This is a genomic window from Bacteroides graminisolvens (assembly GCF_963666085.1).
GTDB classification, from domain to species: Bacteria; Bacteroidota; Bacteroidia; order Bacteroidales; family Bacteroidaceae; genus Bacteroides; species Bacteroides graminisolvens.
In genome coordinates this window covers 343217-362174 of sequence record NZ_OY762556.1, presented here as the reverse complement: position 1 = coordinate 362174, position 18958 = coordinate 343217, and the positions used below count along the sequence as shown (strand labels likewise).

The following is an 18958-nucleotide window of genomic DNA, read 5'->3' as shown; positions in this document are numbered from 1 at the left end:
TTCGATGCAAAGATGCGGGTATGAGATTACAACAGTAAGACGGGTTTTATACATTTAATTGACAGATGTGTTACAGTTTGGTTAAGAAAGGGATGAGGCGGATGCAAAAAAGGCCCGGCCGACAGGGGTACTGTCTGTTCCGGACCTTTCGACTTTAGGTTTGTTTGTATGTGGCTAGATGCCGAAACTAAACTGGTTTATCGTTTCGTAAACAATGCTGGCTATTCCTAAACCGATGATGCCGATGAGGCAGATAATCATGCCTGCTTTGCTGTACACATCACTGCGGAATGTCGCAACAGGTGTTTCATTTTTGTTAATGTACATGGCCTTTACAATGAGCAGGTAGTAGTACAAGGATATAACGGTGTTGACCAACGCAATGAATACCAACAGGTGGAAGCCGCTGCGGAATGCCGACATGAAAATGAAGAACTTACTAAAGAAACCTGCAAACGGTGGAATTCCGGCGAGTGAGAACAAACTCAATGTCATGAGGAATGCCAGTTTGGGGTTGCTTTGGTACAGACCGTTATAGTCGTCCATCTCCAACTTTCCGCTGCGTTGCTCTATAATAGAGATCACAGCAAATACGCCCATGTTGGCTGCCAGATACACCAGTACGTAGTACACCAGTGCGGTCATGCCGTCGGCACTGCCGCCAATAACTCCCAGCATGATGTAACCTGCCTGCGAGATGGCCGAGAAGGCCATGAAGCGTTTCAGGTTTTGCTGACGAATGGCAAAGAGGTTGGCAATGGTGATGGAGGCAATGATCACCCAGTAAAGTACTTCTTGCCACTGTGCTACAATGGGAGCAAATACTTTGATGAGAATAGCCATCAGCACGAATGCGGCCGATCCTTTGGAAATAACGCTGAGGTAGCTGGTTACGGCTGTAGGTGCTCCTTCGTATACATCGGCAGTCCACAAGTGGAAGGGAACCAGCGATATCTTGAATCCCATACCGGCGAAGAAGAATACGAAAGCCATAATCTGCATCGGGTTGCCGTTGATGCCGGTAACGATGTCGTCAAAGTAGAGTGTACCTACTGTTCCATATATTAAGGAGATGCCGTACAGCAACAATCCGCTCGAGAACAGGGCGGTGAGGATGTACTTGGCTCCGGCTTCGGCGGAGTGGTGACGGTATTTGTCGAACGCTACCAATGCAGCCATCGGGATGGAAGCGGTTTCCAATCCGATGAAAAACATCAGGAAGTGGCCTGCCGAGATCATGAAATACATACCCAGCAAGGTGCTCAGGGTTAGCACGTAGAATTCTCCCTGCTTGATGGCGGTGTCTTCACGTGCCAGCCATTCGTGTGCCAACAGGAAGACCAGGAGGGTTCCGATATTGAGTACCGACTTGACAATGGTCATCATCGGCACGTAGTGATACATGCCTCCGAAAGCGTCGGCTGCCGCACCCGGCACCAGGTTGATGAGGGTGTGGATGGTCATTAGCGCTACGGGTAGTATGGTGTTCAGTGTTATTTTACCGTCGCGTTTGTGTGCGTCGGGACTCATGAACAGGTCTGCTACCAGAAGAATCACAATCACGGCAATGAGTGACAGTTCTTCTTTCATATATAAAAATTGTGAGTAATCCATATTCTTGTTTTATGATTAGACGGTGACTGTTTATCGCATTAATTGTGAAACAACCGGTAATACGCTATCACCGATCATGTTACTGATCCACCACGGAGCGAGTCCCAATCCGGCTACCGCAACAATGAGGCAGATCACGGCAAAACGTTCGTCCCACGTAGCATCGGTAAGCTTGAGGTGCTCTTCATTCACCGGGGTGCCATACAGAATTTTTCCAACCAGTCGCAAGATGTACACGGCTGTGATTACAATAGAGGTGGTGGCTAGTATGGTCATGGTGCGGTGAAACGCATCAAAGTGCTGGAATGATCCTACAAAGATAGTCATCTCGGCTACGAATCCGCTGAGTCCGGGTAAACCGAGGTTGGCCAAACCGGCAATGACGTAACACACGCTGAGGAAGGGCATGATTTTCATCAGTCCGCCCAACTGGCGTACGTCACGCGTATGTGTACGACCGTATATCATACCGATCAGGGCGAAGAAAAGAGCGGTCATCAGTCCGTGACTGAGCATTTGCAGTACGGCACCGGTGCTGGCGGTTTGGTTCATCATCAGGATGGCAAACAACACGAGTCCGCAGTGACTAACTGACGAGTAGGCGTTGATGTACTTCAAGTCGGTTTGCACACAAGCACTGAAAGCTCCGTACACAACACTGATACCGGTCAGGATCAGGAAGATCCAGCTTAGTTCGTTGGCTGCTTCGGGCATCAGGTACATGGCGATGCGGAAACATCCGTAACCTCCGAGTTTCATCAATACACCGGCGTGCAACATAGATACGGCTGTTGGTGCCGAAGCATGACCGTCGGGGCTCCAGGTGTGGAAAGGGAAAAGTGCTCCCAATACACCGAATCCCAGGAAAGTAAGCGGGAACCAGATGCATTGTTGTTCGAAGGGGATGTTATGCAAAGCTGCAATCTCCAGCAGGTTCATGGTGCTTGCTCCGCTGCCGAAGTAGATTCCCAGAATGCCGATGAGTAAGAAGGCGGAACCTCCCATCAACATCAGAGTCAGCTTCATGGCCGAATATTCTTTCCGGCCGCTTCCCCATACTCCGATAAGCAGGTACATCGGAATCAATGCTATTTCGTAGAACATGAACATGGTGAAGAGGTCAATGCAGATGAAGAAGCCGAATACACCCATGCTAAGCAGGGTAAACCAGAGGAAGTATTCTTTTGTTTGTACCTTCATCTGCCACGAAGCAAATGTTCCGGTAAATACAATGACAGCACTCAGCAGTAGCATGGCTACCGATATACCGTCTACACCTACCGAGTAGGCTATGTGGAGCGGTGCATACCAAACGGCATCTGCCCGGAAGAGCATTTCGGCCGTGTTGCCCCCGCTGCGTTCGCTCAGATACATGCCGGTAAGCACTACAGACAATACCAGCAATGCCGTACTGCCCGCAACCATCACACCGCGGATGGCTTTAATGCCTTTGGATAACCAGAGGCCTGCCAGCATGACTAAGGGGATTAGTACGAATAAAGATAAGAAGTTCATATCGTTAATACTTTAGAATGTCAATAAAAAGGGTTACAATCAGCGCCAGAGTTCCCAACAGGAACACAAAAGCATATTGCTGCACTTGTCCGCTCTGGAAGTCGCGTATCTCATCACTCGTGGCATGGGTTCCCCAAGCAAGGAAGTCGAAGAAGCCGTCAACTACGTGGCGGTCGAACCAGGCGATAGGGGTGGATATGCAACGGAATATGATTTTGTGTGTTACAAACTGATACACTTCGTCAATGTAAAAGCGGTGTGATGCGGCGGTATGTAAGCCTTTGAAACGCTTACCTAGCTTGTCGGCCACGGGTTGTGAAGAACGGGCGTACATCCATGTGGCGATAGCTATTGAAAGGATAGCAATCAATACGCTGGTTACCGCTACCGTGGCATCCAGATGGATGTGATAGGCTTCACCGTTGCTGCTTACCAAGGTACCAAAAGGAATGAAACCGGCTACACAAGTCACTGCTGCCAGGAAGATCAGCGGGAAAGTCATGGCCAGCGGACTTTCGTGCGGGGTGTGGTGTGCGTGTAGTTCTTTGTTCTCTTTTCCCCAGAAGATGCCGTAGTATAAACGGAACATATAAAAGGCTGTCATGGCGGCTATCACTGTCATCACCCAGCCCATTATCGGACTGTAGTGGAAGCAGGCTGCCAGTATCTCGTCTTTCGAGAAGAATCCGGAGAAAGGAGGTATTCCGGCAATGGCCAGACACGCTATCAGAAAGGTGATATGTGTAACGGGCATGTATTTTCGCAATCCTCCCATTGCACTCATTTCGTTGCTATGCACTGCGTGGATAATACTACCTGCACCCAAGAACAAGAGCGCCTTGAACATGGCGTGAGTGAAGAGGTGGAACATGGATGCCATGTAACCCAAACCGCCTTCGTGCGGGTTCATATCGGTACATACGCCCAATGCTACAATCATAAAACCAATCTGCGAGATGGTAGAGAATGCAAGCACGCGTTTGATGTCGGTCTGCACGCAGGCAATGCTGGCAGCAAAGAAGGCGGTAAATGCACCTACCCAACCGATCACCTCGAGCACTTGCGGAGCATAGGCGATAAACAGCGGGAACATACGGGCTACCAAGTATACACCTGCTACAACCATGGTTGCAGCGTGAATGAGGGCACTGACGGGAGTTGGTCCTTCCATGGCATCGGGCAGCCAGATGTGCAGCGGGAACATGGCACTTTTACCGGCACCACCCACAAACATAAGTCCCAAAGCCAGCGGCAACATGGCTGCTCCACCGGTGAGCAGAGTCATACTGTCGGGCGTAAAGGCGAAAGTACCACCGTAATAACCGTATAGCAAGATACCAATCAGAAAGCCCAAGTCGGCAAAACGAGTCACGATGAAGGCTTTCTTGCTGGCTGCTACAGCCGAAGGCTTGGTGTAGTAGAACCCAATGAGCAGGTAAGAACTGACGCCTACCAATTCCCAGAAAAGATACATCTGGAAGATATTGGTTGCTACTACCAATCCCAACATCGACATGGTGAAGAGGGAAAGGAAAGCGTAATAACGCTGGAATCCTTTTTCTCCTTTCATGTAGCCGAATGAATAAAGGTGTACCATCAATGATACGGTAGAGATAACTACCAGCATCATAACAGAGATAGGGTCTAGCAAGATACCCAGATCAAAATGCAGGGTTTGCGTAAAGGGTAACCAGGTAAAGTTGTAGGGAAGCAGGGTTTCATAAACACCTTCGGCTGTACGGGGACTGGTAAAGTAGAGCCAGGCAGTAGCGTAGCTCAACAAGGTAACCAGTGATAGTGACAGCGTTCCCAACAGTCCTGCATGTGCAGGTTTCATCCATTTTCCTCCTATTCCCAATATTAGAAATGAGAGTAAAGGAAGGATGAGTATCAATATTGTTAATTCCATTGTTCTGAATTTATTCTGTTAGCAATTAAAACTACCATTTCATCTCGTTCAGGTTCTTCACCTGAATGTTGCGGATGTTGCGGTAAATGTTGATCATGATGGCAATCGCAACGGCGGTTTCGGCTGCCGAGATGGCGATTGAAAACAGGGCAAAGAAATGTCCTTCCAATCCGGCCGGAAACAGGAAGCGATTGAACACGGCAAAGTTTATGTCTGTTGCGTTCAGAATCAACTCAATGGATATCAGGATGGCAAGTGTGTTGCGGCGGGTAAAGAAACCGTAAATGCCGGCAAAAAACATGATAGCGGATACTATCAGGTAATATTCCATGTGTATACTCATAATCTTATCGTTTACGTGCAATTAATAATCCGCCTATGATGCAGGCTAACAGTAAAATACTCACTGCCTCGAAAGGTAATATGTAACCGTACTTGTCACTGCCCAATAGTGCGTGGCCAATGGTTTTGATACTGGTTTCAACCGGCGCAATGTCTGTTGTTGGAGTAAACTTATGCGTCAGGGTGATAAACAGAACGATGGCTGCACCGCTCAAAGTTGCAACGAGCCCGGCCAGAAACTTACTGCGTTTCAGGCGTTCGGCGCGGTCACCTTCTCCACTGGTGAGCAGGATGGAGAACACGTACAACACCACGATACCACCGGCGTATACCATGATTTGAACGGAACCCAGAAAAGTGTAACCGAGCAAAAAGTAGATACCTGCCGTTCCGAATAGCACGAATAGCAAGTAGGTAGCCGAACGGAGTATGTGCCGGGTACTTACGGTCATCACCGAGAATACGGAGATGAATATAGCTAGTGCGTAGAATATAATTGTTTCAAAGAATTCCATAACTTATTTTTTATCGATTACTTTACTACCCTCGTTGTTGAGCGTTCTAACAAGTTTGTCGCGGTTAAAGACTGCATGCTCAAATGACTGACCGAAAGTTATGGCATCATGCGGACAAGCATTGACGCAGAGCTGACAGAAAATGCAGGAACCTAAATCATATCGATAGGTTTTCAGTATTTTCTTCTTTTTCCCTTCTTCTGTTTCAATCATTTCACTGATTACCTCTATGGTGTCGTTGGGACAGGCTGTTTGACAGAGTCCGCAAGCTACACAACGGTGTTCGTTGTTCTCGTTGTGGGGCATGATCAGTTCACCGCGGAAACGGTCGAACATTTTCAGTTCGGCACGGTTTTCGGGATATTGCTCGGTTGTTTTGGCACGAAAGAATACCTTGATGGTGGTTTTCATACCGACTAACAAGGATGAGATGCCTTGTATCAAGCCTCCGAAATAGCTGTTTTCATTCTTCATTCTTTTTCCTCCTTATTAGAAATGCAGCCCGAAGACTACGATTAATACCATGATGATAAGGTTGACCAAGCTGATGGGGACAAGGTATTTCCACTCCAGACTGAGTATCTGGTCAATACGCAAACGGGGGAACGTCCACTTGATCCACATAAGCAGGAATACAACAAAGAATGCCTTGCCGAAGAACCAGATGAATCCGGGTATATAATCCATGATTGCATTAAACCCGTCGAGTCCCACTACGTGGAAAGGCATCCATCCTCCTAAGAAGATAGTGGTTGCAACAGAGGCAACAATAAACATGTTAAGGTATTCAGCCAGGTAGAAGAATCCAAAATGCATACCGCTGTATTCGGTATGGTATCCGGCGGTGAGCTCACTCTCTGCTTCAGGCAAGTCGAACGGACCACGGTTGGTTTCGGCATTACCGGCAATGAGGTAGATAACGAATGCTATCAGAGCGGGGATGTGTCCTTTAAAGATAAACCATCCATCTGCCTGGTTGGCTACTATTTCCGAAAACTGCATGCTGCCTGTGAGTACTACCATCGTGAGGATGGATAGTCCGACAGAGAGTTCATAACTGATAATCTGAGCACCGCTTCGCATAGCTCCGATCAATGAAAATTTGTTGTTACTTCCCCAACCTGCCAGCAAGATACCTACCACACCGATTGATGAAGCTGCCAAGAGAAAGAATACACCCACGTTAAAGTCGAGTATCTCCATTCCTTTATTAATGGGTATGCAAGAGAATGCCATAACAGAAGCAATGATGACCATGAAAGGGGCTAGTTCGTACAAGAACTTATCAGCATGCTTTAACTCAATAATTTCTTTGATCAGCATTTTGATTACATCGGCAAAAACTTGTATGCTTCCCCATTTACCTACACGATTCGGCCCCAGGCGGCATTGAAAAAAAGCGCAGACTTTACGCTCCATGTATATGAGAATAACGGCCAGCACTGCATACATGAGCAGAATGCATATGCCTATTGCTACACATTCGATGAACACAGCCAGTCCTTCGGGCATAAGCGAGGTGAGTGTCTGGTGTATCCAACTGGTTACTATACTAAAATCGAACATATAATTGATTTACGTTTGATGATTTGTGTTATTACCTGTATGAATTATCTGTCTATATCGGGCACTACATAATCGAGTGTTCCACCGATAGCGATGAGGTCGGCAATCTTGCTTCCGCGACAGATGGTGTCGACAGTGGAAACCAGAGGAAGACCGGTGCTACGGAAATGTACACGATACGGTGTTTTGTCGCCCCGACTTTCCAAATATACGCCGAACTCGCCGCGACTGCCTTCTACAGCTGTATAATACGAGCCTTCGGGTACGCGGATAATAGGTTTCATCTTTTCCTGGAAGTTACCTTCGGGGATGTTATCAATGAGTTGCTCGATAATTCGCATCGATTCCATGATTTCATCCATACGCACCATGTAACGGGCAAAGCTGTCACCTTCCGTGTATATTATTTCCTTGAAGTCAACTTTGTCATACACTCCGTATGGCATACGCTTACGAACATCACATGCCCAACCCGATGCACGTCCGGTTCCGCCGGTTGCACCGAATGAGATGGCGTCTTCACGACTAAGTACGCCGACACCTTTCAAACGCTGTTGTGCAATCACATTACCGGTAAATACATCGTGGTATTCGTGAATGATACCTCTCAGATAGACGATGAACTCTTTTACACGTTTTACAAAGTTAGGGTGTATATCGTCTTGTACACCTCCAATGGTGTTGTAGTTCATAATCAAGCGGCCACCACAGGTCTCTTCGAAGATATCGAGTATCTTTTCACGATCACGGAAACCGTAGAAGAATGCAGTTAAAGCTCCCAAGTCCATGCAAAGGCAGGAGTAGAATAGTAAATGGGAGTCGATTCGTTGCAGCTCATCCATAATGGTACGGATATACTGTACGCGTTCCGAAACTTCTACGCCCATAGCTCTCTCAATACACATGCACAGGGCATGGCGGTTTTGTTGTGCACCGAGGTAGTCGAGTCTGTCTGTCAATGCCAGTGTTTGCGGGTAAGTGAGACTTTCGCACATTTTCTCAATACCTCGGTGTATGTATCCGCAGTTAGCATCCAGCTTTTTGATATTCTCGCCTTCCAGCGATACACGAAAACGCAGAACTCCGTGTGTTGCGGGGTGTTGAGGTCCTATGTTCACCACATATTCGCGGTCATCGAAGATAATATTTTCTTTGTCCTTTATGCTACCGTCGGGGTTCAATTCCAGTTCGGTGGTGGTATCTATCGTTTCTTCGTTATCCATTCGTAGCGGATTGCGTTCATCCATCGGATCGTCGTCTTTACGCATGGGATATCCTACCCAATCATTGCGTAAAAAGAGGCGGCGCATATCAGGATGCCCGATGAAGCGTATGCCGTAGAAATCATAGACTTCGCGTTCGTTAAACTCTGCGGCTTTCCAAATATCACATACGGAAGGTATTTCCGGATTCTCACGGTCGGTAGTCAATGTTTTGATGGTCATTCTTTCACCTGTCACGGTCGACTCGAGGTGATAAACTACTCCCAGACTGTCTCCCCAGTCCATACCGGTGAGACTTTCAAGGAAGTCCATCTTTTTGTCGTTGTATAATCTTAAAGCTTCATCGTGTAGCTTCTCCAAAGGTATTTCTATGATCTCATTCATCTTTTTTCTCTTTTTTGTTAACACCACCAAAGAATTTTTCAACCTTGACCTTGCGTTGCAATTGCATCAATCCGTAATAAAATGCTTCGGGGCGGGGAGGGCAACCTGGTATGTATACATCTACGGGTAGTATCTTGTCTACTCCGTTCAGTACGTGATAGGACTTCTTGAATGGACCGCCGCTTACTGCACAACCACCTACGGCAACTACGTATTTGGGGTCGGCCATTTGGTCGTAAAGTCGCTTCAGCACGGGAGCCATCTTGTTGGTAATGGTACCGCAAACCATAATCATGTCTGCTTGTCGTGGACTGGCACGTGCTACTTCAAATCCGAAGCGGGCCATGTCATAGCGGGCTGCGCCCAATGACATGAATTCAATACCGCAACAGCTGGTAGCGAAAGTAAGCGGCCACAATGAATTGCTACGTCCCCAGTTAACGACGTCATCCAATGCACCGAGAAAAACGTTGGCTCCACCTTCGTTGAGCTCTTTGACCATTTGTTCCAATGATTCGTTATCAACGAAATCCTCGTAAGGAATCGATTTGATTTTTGGTTTTTTCATTTCCATTCTAATGCTCCTTTCCTCCAGGCATAGGCAAGACCCAGGACTAAGATTACTAAAAAGAATAGGATGCTAACCAGAGCGGCAACACCCAAGTCTTTGGTGATGACTGCCCAAGGAAATAAGAATACGGTTTCTACATCGAACATCAGGAATAGAATAGCAAATAGGTAGTATCCTACTCGGAATTGCATCCATGATTTACCGCGTGTGGGTATACCGCATTCATACGCTTCAGCTTTTTGTGCGTTGTAAGAGCGCGGAGAGATGGCCTTTGCTATGCCTAAAGCTACGGCAACTAAAGCTATTGCCGTTAATAATACAACAACTAATAATACGAAATTCATAATTCAATATACTTAAGATTGAATGATATAATGCTGGGTTACACAGACCTTTAGCCGGTGTAACAATACTGTTCGAAAGAGGGAGGTTGGGATGTTAGATCAGTATCTTCCTCAACCCAAACACATAGTAGGTCTTAAGGCTCGTTGAGCTGAATAGAGGGAGGTGAGGAGGATGATAACATGAAAAAAGAGATTCCGGCTTGTAAGCACAATAGCCATTGACAAAGCGTATGAGTACTTTGTACTGTAGCGTGTAGCACTTGTCTATATGAGCCGCGTCACATGCTAGATGGGAATAGAGGTAACAAAACTGTCTTAATAAGACGGTTTGCATGCTTTGAGCACTACCAATTTCTTCTGCATGGCCGGTGATTGGGGCTGAAGACGACACCTTTGCTGCTGTCATTACTAATGAATGAAGCATAACAACGAATAAAATAAAGATGCCGTATTTAAGTATTTTTTTCATGCTACCCCTTTTCGGGTGCAAATATAGAACTTAATTTGGCTATTTTGTAATCTCTATATATCAAAAAAAGCTTTTTTAGCACTCTTTTTTGTCGCAGATCAATTCTTCTTCCAAAAACCAGGAGTAAAAATCAGCAAGATAGTGAATATTTCCAGGCGGCCGGCAAGCATGAGGAAAGACAATAGCCATTTGGCTGCGTCCGGAAGATGGTTCCAACTATATGCGGGTCCGCAAGTTCCTAATCCAGGTCCTACGCCTCCCATACTTGAAACAACTGTTCCGAATGACTCGATAAATCCTACGCCTAGTAACATCATAATAAGCTGTCCGACGACAAGTACTAATATATATAGAAAGGTAAATGCTAAAACTGAATTTTTAACTGACGGTGAAATAACTTGTTTATTTACTCGAATGGGTAATACGGCATTGGGATGTATCAAGTGCTTAAATTCATTTCTAATAATTTTGGCCAGTACCACCAAACGGATATCTTTTAAACCTCCACTGGTAGATCCGGCACAACCTCCTACTACCATGGTAAAAGCAAGAATACTCCATAAAATCGGCTCCCAAGTCATATAATCTGCAGTCACAAATCCGGTAGTAGTATGCAAAGATGCTACTTGGAAGAGTGCTTTTCGGAATGCTTCTTCCATGCCCATCGGTGAATTCTGTATTAACTTAACTGTGATGAAAAGCGTACAGAGGCCGATTGAGTATAGAAACCATTTCATTTCAGCATCACTGAAGAACTTGCGTACCTTGCCTTTAATCATGAAGAAATAGAGTGTAAAGTTGAGCCCCGATAAAATCATGAAGATAGAAATGACGTATTCTATGTAGGCAGAATTATAGTAGGCAATACTGGCTTGCTTGGTTGAGAAACCGCCTGTTGCTGTTGTGGTAAAGGAATGGCAAACTGCATCAAAGAGGCTCATGCCGCCAAACATCAGAAGGATGGTTTCACTGATGGTAAGTACTAAGTAGATACTCCATAAGAGTTTTGCCGTGACCCCAATACGAGGATGAATTTTATCGTGCGTAGGACCGGTCGCTTCGGCAGCAAATAATTGCATGCTACCTATCCCAAATATGGGTAGCACGGCTATTGTAAAAAAGACAATACCAAGTCCGCCGATCCATTGAATCATGCTTCTCCAAAATAGTAATCCGTGGGGTAAGGATTCAATATTATCGAGAATACTTGCTCCTGTAGTCGTGAAGCCCGACATGGTTTCAAAAAATGCATTTGTTATATCGGGAATGTAACCGCTCAGGTAGAATGGCAGCATACCAAAGATAGTAAAGACAACCCATACTATACTTACAATTACATATCCGTCTCGCTTGCTAAGACTTTTTTCGGCGTTCCTGCCCATTAAGAGCAATAAATTACCCGTAATAAATGTGATACCTGTAGTCAGCAGAAAACTATTCAGATCATCTTCTTGATAATATAGAGAGACTCCGATGCACGATAACAACATGGCTGTTTCAATAAGAATCAGAAACCCCATAATTCGGTAGATCATTTTGGTGTTAAGCATGACAGTCTTTTAGTTGAAGAATTTTTCTATTTTCTTTATCATCATACTTAGGCAGAACACAACGACGTGATCTCCGGCATGTATTAACGTATCACCGGTAACGACAATACCAACTCCGTCTCTGATTAGCCCTCCGATGGTAGTACCTTTGGGGAGGCCGAGATCTTTAACATGATGGCGGGTTATTTTAGAGTCTGCCTTCACTGTAAATTCGGCAACATCTGCATTAGCGAAGGTTAAACTTTTCACGTTCGATACATCAGCATCGAGCATCATTTGATAGATATGTCCGGCAGCAATCATTTTTTTATTGATCACAGTACCGATGTCCAGGCTTTCTGCCATTCCGATGTAGTCAATGTTCTCAACCTCTGCTACGGTTTTGCTTACACCCATTCGTTTGGCAGCTAGGCAAGCCAGAATATTTGTCTCAGAATTACCGGTAAGCGCCACAAATGCTTCTGTGTTTTTCAATCCTTCCTCAGTAAGCAAGTCGAGATCTCTTCCGTCTCCATTGATGATCATGACCTTGTCATCCAACAGTTCGGTTAATCGGTTGCACCGGTTGACGTCTTGTTCTACTATTTTAACCTGCATGTAGTCGGGTACGTATTGAGCCGTTCTTACTGCGATGCGGCCCCCTCCCATGATCATAACATTGCGTACGTCGGCATAATCTTCTTTGCCGGCAATTTTCCGAATATAAGGAATGTATTTACGGGTTGTGGTGAAATAGACAATATCATGTAACTTTATCACATCACTACCGCGTGGGATAATGGTTTCGTTTCCTCTTTTAATGGCTACGATGTGATAGGGGTTGTTGCCGCTACCCAATTGTTGAAGCGAAATGTTTAATATTTCGGCACTCTCTCTCATTTTAGTTCCAATGAGAATCAAGGCGCCTCCGCAAAACTCCCACCATTGTCTGATCCAACTCATTCGCATAGATGAAACAATTTCTTTTGCAGCAAGCATTTCAGGATAGATGAGTGAATCGACTCCTAATTTCTGGAAGAATTCCTTGTTTTTGGGCAGCAGATATTCGTAATTATCAATACGGGCTACTGTCTTTTTAGCCCCCAGATTACTGGCAATCATGCAAGCCGTCATGTTGCGGCTTTCATCGGGTGTAACTGCAATGAATAAATCAGCTTCACTGGCACCTACTTCTTTTAATCCGGAGATGGAAGACGGCGAAGCGCATACAGTCATCAGGTCGAAGTTAGAACCCAATGCGCTCAACTTTTCTTCATCGTCATCAATCAAAATAATATCCTGTTTCTCACGGGATAGTAATTTGGCTAAGTGTGTGCCTACAGCTCCGGCACCCGCAATAATAATTTTCATCGCAATACCTGTTTTTCTTTTAATTCGTTTTCCAAACGATTGTTTTATATTGTCAGGAGGTTCACACCTCTTGATTGTGCATTTGTATAATTGCTTTGCAGATAGCCGGTGCGTCTGTTTCGCACAACGAATGTAGCTCTTGTACACTTCCATGCTCAATAAACAGATCCGGTATACCGATGCGTTTTACATGCGGATAATAATTGTTGTCCGACATAAATTCAAGTACCGCGCTACCCATACCTCCTTTAATCACTCCATCTTCTACGGTAATTACTTTCTTGAATTGTCGGCCAACTTCGTGCAACAATTCTTCATCAAGTGGTTTGAGGTACCTCAAATCGTAATGAGCAATTGAAATACCTTCTTTTGTTGCCATATTAATAGCCTCTGCTGCTGCTTTACCGATTGGACCGATTGTTATGACGGCAATTTCGTTGCCATCTGTGAGTTTACGACCTTTACCAACCGGAATCTCTTCCAATGGACATTCCCAATCTGTAAGTGATCCTCTTCCTCTCGGATAACGGATCACAAACGGCCCTTTATCGGGTAGTTGAGCGGTGTACATCATTCTTCTGAGTTCATGTTCATCAAAAGGTGATGCAATAGTCAAATTGGGTATTGGCCTTAAGTAGGCCATGTCGAACACGCCGTGATGCGTAGGTCCGTCTTCTCCAACCAGTCCCGCTCTATCCAGACAAAAGATTACGTGTAGCTTTTGAATTGCCACGTCGTGAATAATATTATCGTATGCCCGTTGCATGAACGAAGAATATATGTTGCAGAAAGGTATTAGTCCGTCTTTGGCCATTCCTCCTGAGAAAGTGACAGCGTGCCCCTCGGCTATACCGACATCAAATGCTTTATCTGGCATTTTATCCATTAATATATTCATGGAACAGCCTGTAGGCATGGCTGGAGTTACCCCGATGATTTTGTCATTCATAGATGCCAGCTCAACCAACGTATTGCCAAACACTTCCTGAAAGAGAGGAGGCATTCCGTTTGTGTTAGCCACAAAACGTTCACCCGTCTGCGGATCAAACTTGCCGGGTGCATGCCACAAAGTAGCCTGCTTCTCTGCCGGTTCAAATCCTTTTCCTTTAATAGTATGCAAGTGTAATATTTTGGGTCCTTGCATGTCTTTTATATCATGAAGTATCCGGGTGAGGTTCTTTACATCGTGCCCGTTAATAGGGCCGAAATAACGAATATTCATGCCTTCAAATATGTTTTGTTGCTGAGCCAACATAGACTTGAGGCTGTTGGCAAAGCGTATGAGGCTTTTTCTTCGTGATTCGTTCAAAACCCCCATTTTGAATAACATCTTAGATGCTTCAAATCGTAACCGATTATAACGGTTGGATGTAGTGAGGTTAAACAGATACTCCTTCATCCCTCCAACACTGCGGTCGATAGACATATTGTTATCATTGAGTATAATCAATAAGTTGTTGGGAGTTGATGAAGCATTGTTGAGACCCTCAAAAGCAAGTCCGCCGCTCATGGAACCGTCACCAATAACAGCAATCACATGCCGTTTACGATCTCCTTTTTTCTGAGCGGCTACTGCCATGCCCAGAGCTGCAGAAATAGAGTTTGATGCATGTCCGCATGTAAATGTATCATATTCACTTTCCTCGGGTGAGGGGAAAGGACGAATGCCTTTGAATTTACGATTAGTTGAAAAGACTTCTCGCCGGCCTGTTAGAATTTTATGTGCGTATGCCTGATGCCCAACATCCCATACGATGCGGTCGTAAGGGGTATTGTAAACGTAATGCAGAGCAACTGTGAGTTCTACGACTCCCAGGCTGGCTGCAAAATGTCCTGGGTTACAGGACAGTTCTTTTATGATGTCTTGCCTAAGTTCTTCACATACCAAAGGAAGCTCATTCAGGGTCAGTTTACGTAAGTCTTCCGGATATGAAATGAATTTTAGCAAGTTATGTATTTGCTCGTTTTCCATTATATGGCCAAAATTTACTGCAAAATTAGTATAAATAAGTCGAAGTATGCTCTTTTAAGGCATAATTTTATAGCAATGTGACTTACTGTCATTCCTAATCCTGCATTTTAAATGAATTCATGCATTGTTCTGAATTTATTGCCTTATTTTTGTCACACGAAAATGATAAATAGCCTATAGAATGGAACTAATTACAAAAGTTGAGTACGGTAAAGCGCCTTTCAAAATCAGTCACTTGTCGAAATCTTTGTTACTGGGTTCATGTTTTGCCGAAAATATAGGTTGCCTGATGAGGGAGAATAAGTTCGACTGCGATGTCAATCCGTTTGGTATTCTATACAATCCGCTATCTGTGTCGAAAGCTCTTGACGATATTATTGCGTGTAAGCACTACGGACCCGATGATTTGTTCTTTCACCAAGAATGTTACCATAGCTATATGCACCATGGAAGTTTCTCGGCGACCAATCAGGAAATAGTACTTGATACTATCAATACCCGTCTGAGCAAAGCATCTCAACGATTGGCACAAACAGAAGTGCTTATTATCACGTTTGGCACAGCATGGGTGTATTATCTGCAAAGCACTCGGGAAGTTGTGTCAAATTGCCATAAGATGCCTGCAAAAAAATTTGTAAGAGAAAAGTTAACGGTAAACGACATTGTGGAAACCTATTCTTCGCTGATTGCTAAGCTGCAGCAATGTTCTCCTAATCTGCGCCTATTGTTTACGGTGAGCCCTATCAGGCATGTGAAAGACGGCTTGCATGAAAATCAATTAAGCAAGGCAACACTTCTTTTAGCGGTTGACGAATTAACAAGAAGGTTTCCCGAACAAATTTCTTACTTCCCTGCTTATGAAATTGTAATGGATGAACTGAGGGATTATCGTTTCTACGCCGATGATATGGTTCATCCTTCTGCATTAGCAATTCAATATATATGGGAGCGTTTTTGTGAATTGTATTTTTCGGCTGACACGCTTCAATTAATGAAGGAATGTAGCAATCTGGCTCGAGCATTAGCTCACAGACCTCTGAAGCCCGATTCGACAGAGTATAAAAGATTTTTAGGACAAATAGTGTTAAAAATCGAGCAACTTAACGAAAAATACCCGTACTTAGATTTGAAAAAAGAATTAGAACAATGTTATATACAATTGAATCAATAGCAAAACTGATTGACGCCAAGTGCATGGTTCATGCCGAGGCACACATTGATTGGTTACTTACCGATAGTCGCTCTTTATGTTTTCCGGAGACTACCTTGTTTTTCGCTTTATCAACGAAACGTAACGATGGCTCCAAGTATATTCCCGATTTGTATGCTCGTGGAGTACGTAACTTTGTAGTAAGCAAACTGCCTGAGAACAAGGATGAATACCCGGATTCTAATTTTCTGGTAGTGAGCAATCCGCTGAAAGCTTTGCAAAAACTGGCAGAGTTACACCGCCAGAAATTTCAGGTTCCCGTTATCGGAATTACCGGAAGCAATGGTAAAACCATTGTGAAAGAGTGGCTTCATCAGCTACTTAGTCCGGAACGTACTATTGTGAGATCACCCCGAAGTTATAATTCGCAGATAGGGGTACCCATCTCCGTGTGGCAGATGAACGAATCTACCGAATTGGGAATCTTTGAGGCGGGTATCTCTGAAGTAGGAGAGATGCGGGCATTGCAAAATATCATCAGACCTACCATAGGAGTGTTGACCAATATAGGCGGTGCTCATCAGGAAAACTTCTTCTCGTTGCAGGAGAAGTGCATGGAGAAGCTCTTGCTTTTTAAAGATTGCGAGGTTCTTGTTTACAACGGCGACAATGAACTGTTGAGCAATTGTGTTGCCAAATCCATGCTTACTGCCCGTGAAATTGCTTGGTCATGTGTGGACATGGAGAAGCCGCTCTACATCAGTAGTATCAAAAAGGAAGCCGACTGTACGGTTATCTCCTATCGTTATCTGGAGATGGATAATACCTTCACCATTCCTTTTATTGATGATGCGTCAATAGAAAACTCACTGAACTGCTTAGCCGTTTGTCTATACCTCATGCTATCTCCCGAACAAATTACGGAACGTATGCAACAGCTCGAACCTGTTGCCATGCGCCTGGAAGTAAAGGAAGGAAAGAATAACTGTGTGCTGATTAACGATAGTTACAATTCAGACTTGGCTTCGCTGGATATTGCCCTTGATTTTGTTTATAGACGTTCTTTGTCGAAGGGGCTCAAACGTACCTTGATTTTGTCGGATATGCTTGAAACGGGACAAAGCGTAACTACCCTTTACCGTAAGGTGGCACAGTTGGTTCATAGTCGCGGCATCGAAAAGATAATAGGTGTTGGAGAGGATATCTCTTCGTGTGCAGACCGCTTTGATGTGGAGAAGTATTTCTTTCAGGATACAGAATCATTGTTGCACTCAGATGTAATTAAGAATCTCCGTAATGAAATCATTCTGATTAAAGGCTCTAGAAACTTTGAGTTTGACACCGTATCCGAACGATTAGAACTGAAGGTGCATGAAACAATTCTTGAAATAAATCTGAATGCCTTGGTTGGTAATCTAAACTATTACCGTTCTAAACTGAAACCCGAAACGAAAATCGTTTGCATGGTTAAAGCATTTGCTTACGGCGCCGGTTCGTACGAAGTTGCTAAAACGTTGCAAGAACACAGGGTTGATTATCAAGCAGTAGCTGTAGCCGACGAAGGTTCCGAACTTCGCAAGGCTGGCATTACCGGATCAATCATTATTATGAACCCAGAAATGACAGCTTTTAAAACGTTGTTCGATTACAAACTGGAACCTGAGGTTTATAGTTTTCATCTGCTCGATGCTTTAATTAAAGAGGCTGAAAAAGAAGGTATAACCAATTTCCCCATACACATTAAGCTGGATACTGGTATGCACAGGCTCGGTTTTGCTCCGCAGGATGTGCCGGCGTTGATTAAACGTTTGAAAGGTAAGAATGCTGTAATTCCACGTTCTGTCTTTTCGCACATGGTGGGCAGTGACAGTGAACAGTTTGATGCATTTACCCGTAAACAAATTGCTGCGTTCGAAGAAGCCTCTACACTTTTACAAAATGCCTTTCCGCATAAAATACTTCGTCATATCTGCAATTCAGCCGGTATTGAACGCTTTCCGGAAGCACAGTATGACATGGTGCGTTTGGGTATCGGTTTATATGGCGTTAGTCCCATCGACAATTCCATTATAAATAATGTAAGCACATTGAAAACAACCATTCTGCAGATACGCAACGTGCCGGCCGATGATACGGTGGGCTACAGTCGTAAAGGCCATCTGACCCGTGATTCGCGCATTGCTGCCATTCCGATAGGCTATGCCGACGGACTGAACCGACATTTGGGAAATGGAAAAGGATATTGCCTTGTTAACGGTCAGAAAGCCCCTTATGTAGGCAATATCTGTATGGATGTGTGCATGGTTGACGTTACCGGAATTGATTGCAAGGAAGGTGATCCGGTTATTATATTCGGAGACGAATTACCCATAACGGTACTTTCGGATTTGCTGGAAACCATTCCGTACGAGGTGCTCACCAGCGTGTCGTCGAGGGTGAAACGAATCTATTTCCAAGATTAATATTCTATGCTTTAAACTTAGG

The 18958-nt window shown here is 44.6% G+C and carries 15 protein-coding genes; 2 read left to right on the top strand and 13 right to left on the bottom strand.

Features of this window, described 5'->3' with window-relative positions:
- Window positions 1-174 precede the first annotated feature (174 nt).
- From ACKPCE_RS01535 to dxs, 13 genes are all read right to left on the bottom strand, one after another.
- The gene (locus tag ACKPCE_RS01535; protein ID WP_319503949.1) at window positions 175-1614 is read right to left on the bottom strand and encodes an NADH-quinone oxidoreductase subunit N; all 1440 of its coding nucleotides are present in this window, start codon (window positions 1612-1614) and stop codon (window positions 175-177) included.
- Between the two features lie 30 nt (window positions 1615-1644).
- A complete protein-coding gene (locus ACKPCE_RS01530; protein ID WP_024995931.1) occupies window positions 1645-3129 on the bottom strand; it encodes a complex I subunit 4 family protein in 1485 nt (494 codons plus the stop codon).
- Between the two features lie 4 nt (window positions 3130-3133).
- The gene (nuoL, locus tag ACKPCE_RS01525) at window positions 3134-5038 is read right to left on the bottom strand and encodes an NADH-quinone oxidoreductase subunit L (protein ID WP_319503948.1); all 1905 of its coding nucleotides are present in this window, start codon (window positions 5036-5038) and stop codon (window positions 3134-3136) included.
- Window positions 5039-5069: 31 nt separating this feature from the next.
- A complete protein-coding gene (nuoK, locus tag ACKPCE_RS01520; protein ID WP_024995933.1) occupies window positions 5070-5381 on the bottom strand; it encodes an NADH-quinone oxidoreductase subunit NuoK in 312 nt (103 codons plus the stop codon).
- Between the two features lie 4 nt (window positions 5382-5385).
- Complete coding sequence (locus tag ACKPCE_RS01515) at window positions 5386-5895, bottom strand: NADH-quinone oxidoreductase subunit J family protein (protein WP_024995934.1); 510 nt, start codon at window positions 5893-5895, stop codon at window positions 5386-5388.
- 3 nt (window positions 5896-5898) lie between these two features.
- The gene (locus ACKPCE_RS01510; RefSeq protein ID WP_024995935.1) at window positions 5899-6369 is read right to left on the bottom strand and encodes a NuoI/complex I 23 kDa subunit family protein; all 471 of its coding nucleotides are present in this window, start codon (window positions 6367-6369) and stop codon (window positions 5899-5901) included.
- 15 nt (window positions 6370-6384) lie between these two features.
- The gene (nuoH, locus tag ACKPCE_RS01505; RefSeq protein WP_276966106.1) at window positions 6385-7461 is read right to left on the bottom strand and encodes an NADH-quinone oxidoreductase subunit NuoH; all 1077 of its coding nucleotides are present in this window, start codon (window positions 7459-7461) and stop codon (window positions 6385-6387) included.
- Between the two features lie 44 nt (window positions 7462-7505).
- Entirely contained in the window at window positions 7506-9068 is a 1563-nt protein-coding gene (locus ACKPCE_RS01500) for an NADH-quinone oxidoreductase subunit D (RefSeq protein ID WP_024995937.1), read from the bottom strand.
- The gene (locus ACKPCE_RS01495) at window positions 9061-9642 is read right to left on the bottom strand and encodes an NADH-quinone oxidoreductase subunit B (protein ID WP_319503947.1); all 582 of its coding nucleotides are present in this window, start codon (window positions 9640-9642) and stop codon (window positions 9061-9063) included. Before ACKPCE_RS01495 ends, ACKPCE_RS01500 begins: the two co-directional genes overlap by 8 nt.
- Window positions 9633-9983, bottom strand: coding sequence for an NADH-quinone oxidoreductase subunit A (locus tag ACKPCE_RS01490; protein ID WP_024995939.1), 351 nt, complete (start codon window positions 9981-9983; stop codon window positions 9633-9635). Before ACKPCE_RS01490 ends, ACKPCE_RS01495 begins: the two co-directional genes overlap by 10 nt.
- A gap of 567 nt (window positions 9984-10550) precedes the next feature.
- Window positions 10551-12002 (bottom strand): TrkH family potassium uptake protein, encoded by a 1452-nt coding sequence (locus tag ACKPCE_RS01485; protein WP_319503946.1) that lies wholly within the window; start codon window positions 12000-12002, stop codon window positions 10551-10553.
- A 9-nt stretch (window positions 12003-12011) separates the two neighbouring features.
- The gene (gene trkA, locus ACKPCE_RS01480) at window positions 12012-13352 is read right to left on the bottom strand and encodes a Trk system potassium transporter TrkA (RefSeq protein WP_319503945.1); all 1341 of its coding nucleotides are present in this window, start codon (window positions 13350-13352) and stop codon (window positions 12012-12014) included.
- 61 nt (window positions 13353-13413) lie between these two features.
- On the bottom strand, window positions 13414-15324 hold the full coding sequence (dxs, locus tag ACKPCE_RS01475; RefSeq protein WP_319503944.1) for a 1-deoxy-D-xylulose-5-phosphate synthase: 1911 nt from the start codon (window positions 15322-15324) through the stop codon (window positions 13414-13416).
- 181 nt (window positions 15325-15505) lie between these two features.
- On the opposite strand from dxs, the gene ACKPCE_RS01470 reads away from it, so the two are divergent.
- On the top strand, window positions 15506-16495 hold the full coding sequence (locus ACKPCE_RS01470; RefSeq protein WP_319503943.1) for a GSCFA domain-containing protein: 990 nt from the start codon (window positions 15506-15508) through the stop codon (window positions 16493-16495).
- Window positions 16471-18936, top strand: a complete 2466-nt coding sequence (locus ACKPCE_RS01465; protein ID WP_319503942.1) for a bifunctional UDP-N-acetylmuramoyl-tripeptide:D-alanyl-D-alanine ligase/alanine racemase — start codon at window positions 16471-16473, stop codon at window positions 18934-18936. The genes ACKPCE_RS01470 and ACKPCE_RS01465 overlap by 25 nt, the downstream gene beginning before the upstream one ends.
- Window positions 18937-18958: the final 22 nt, after the last annotated feature.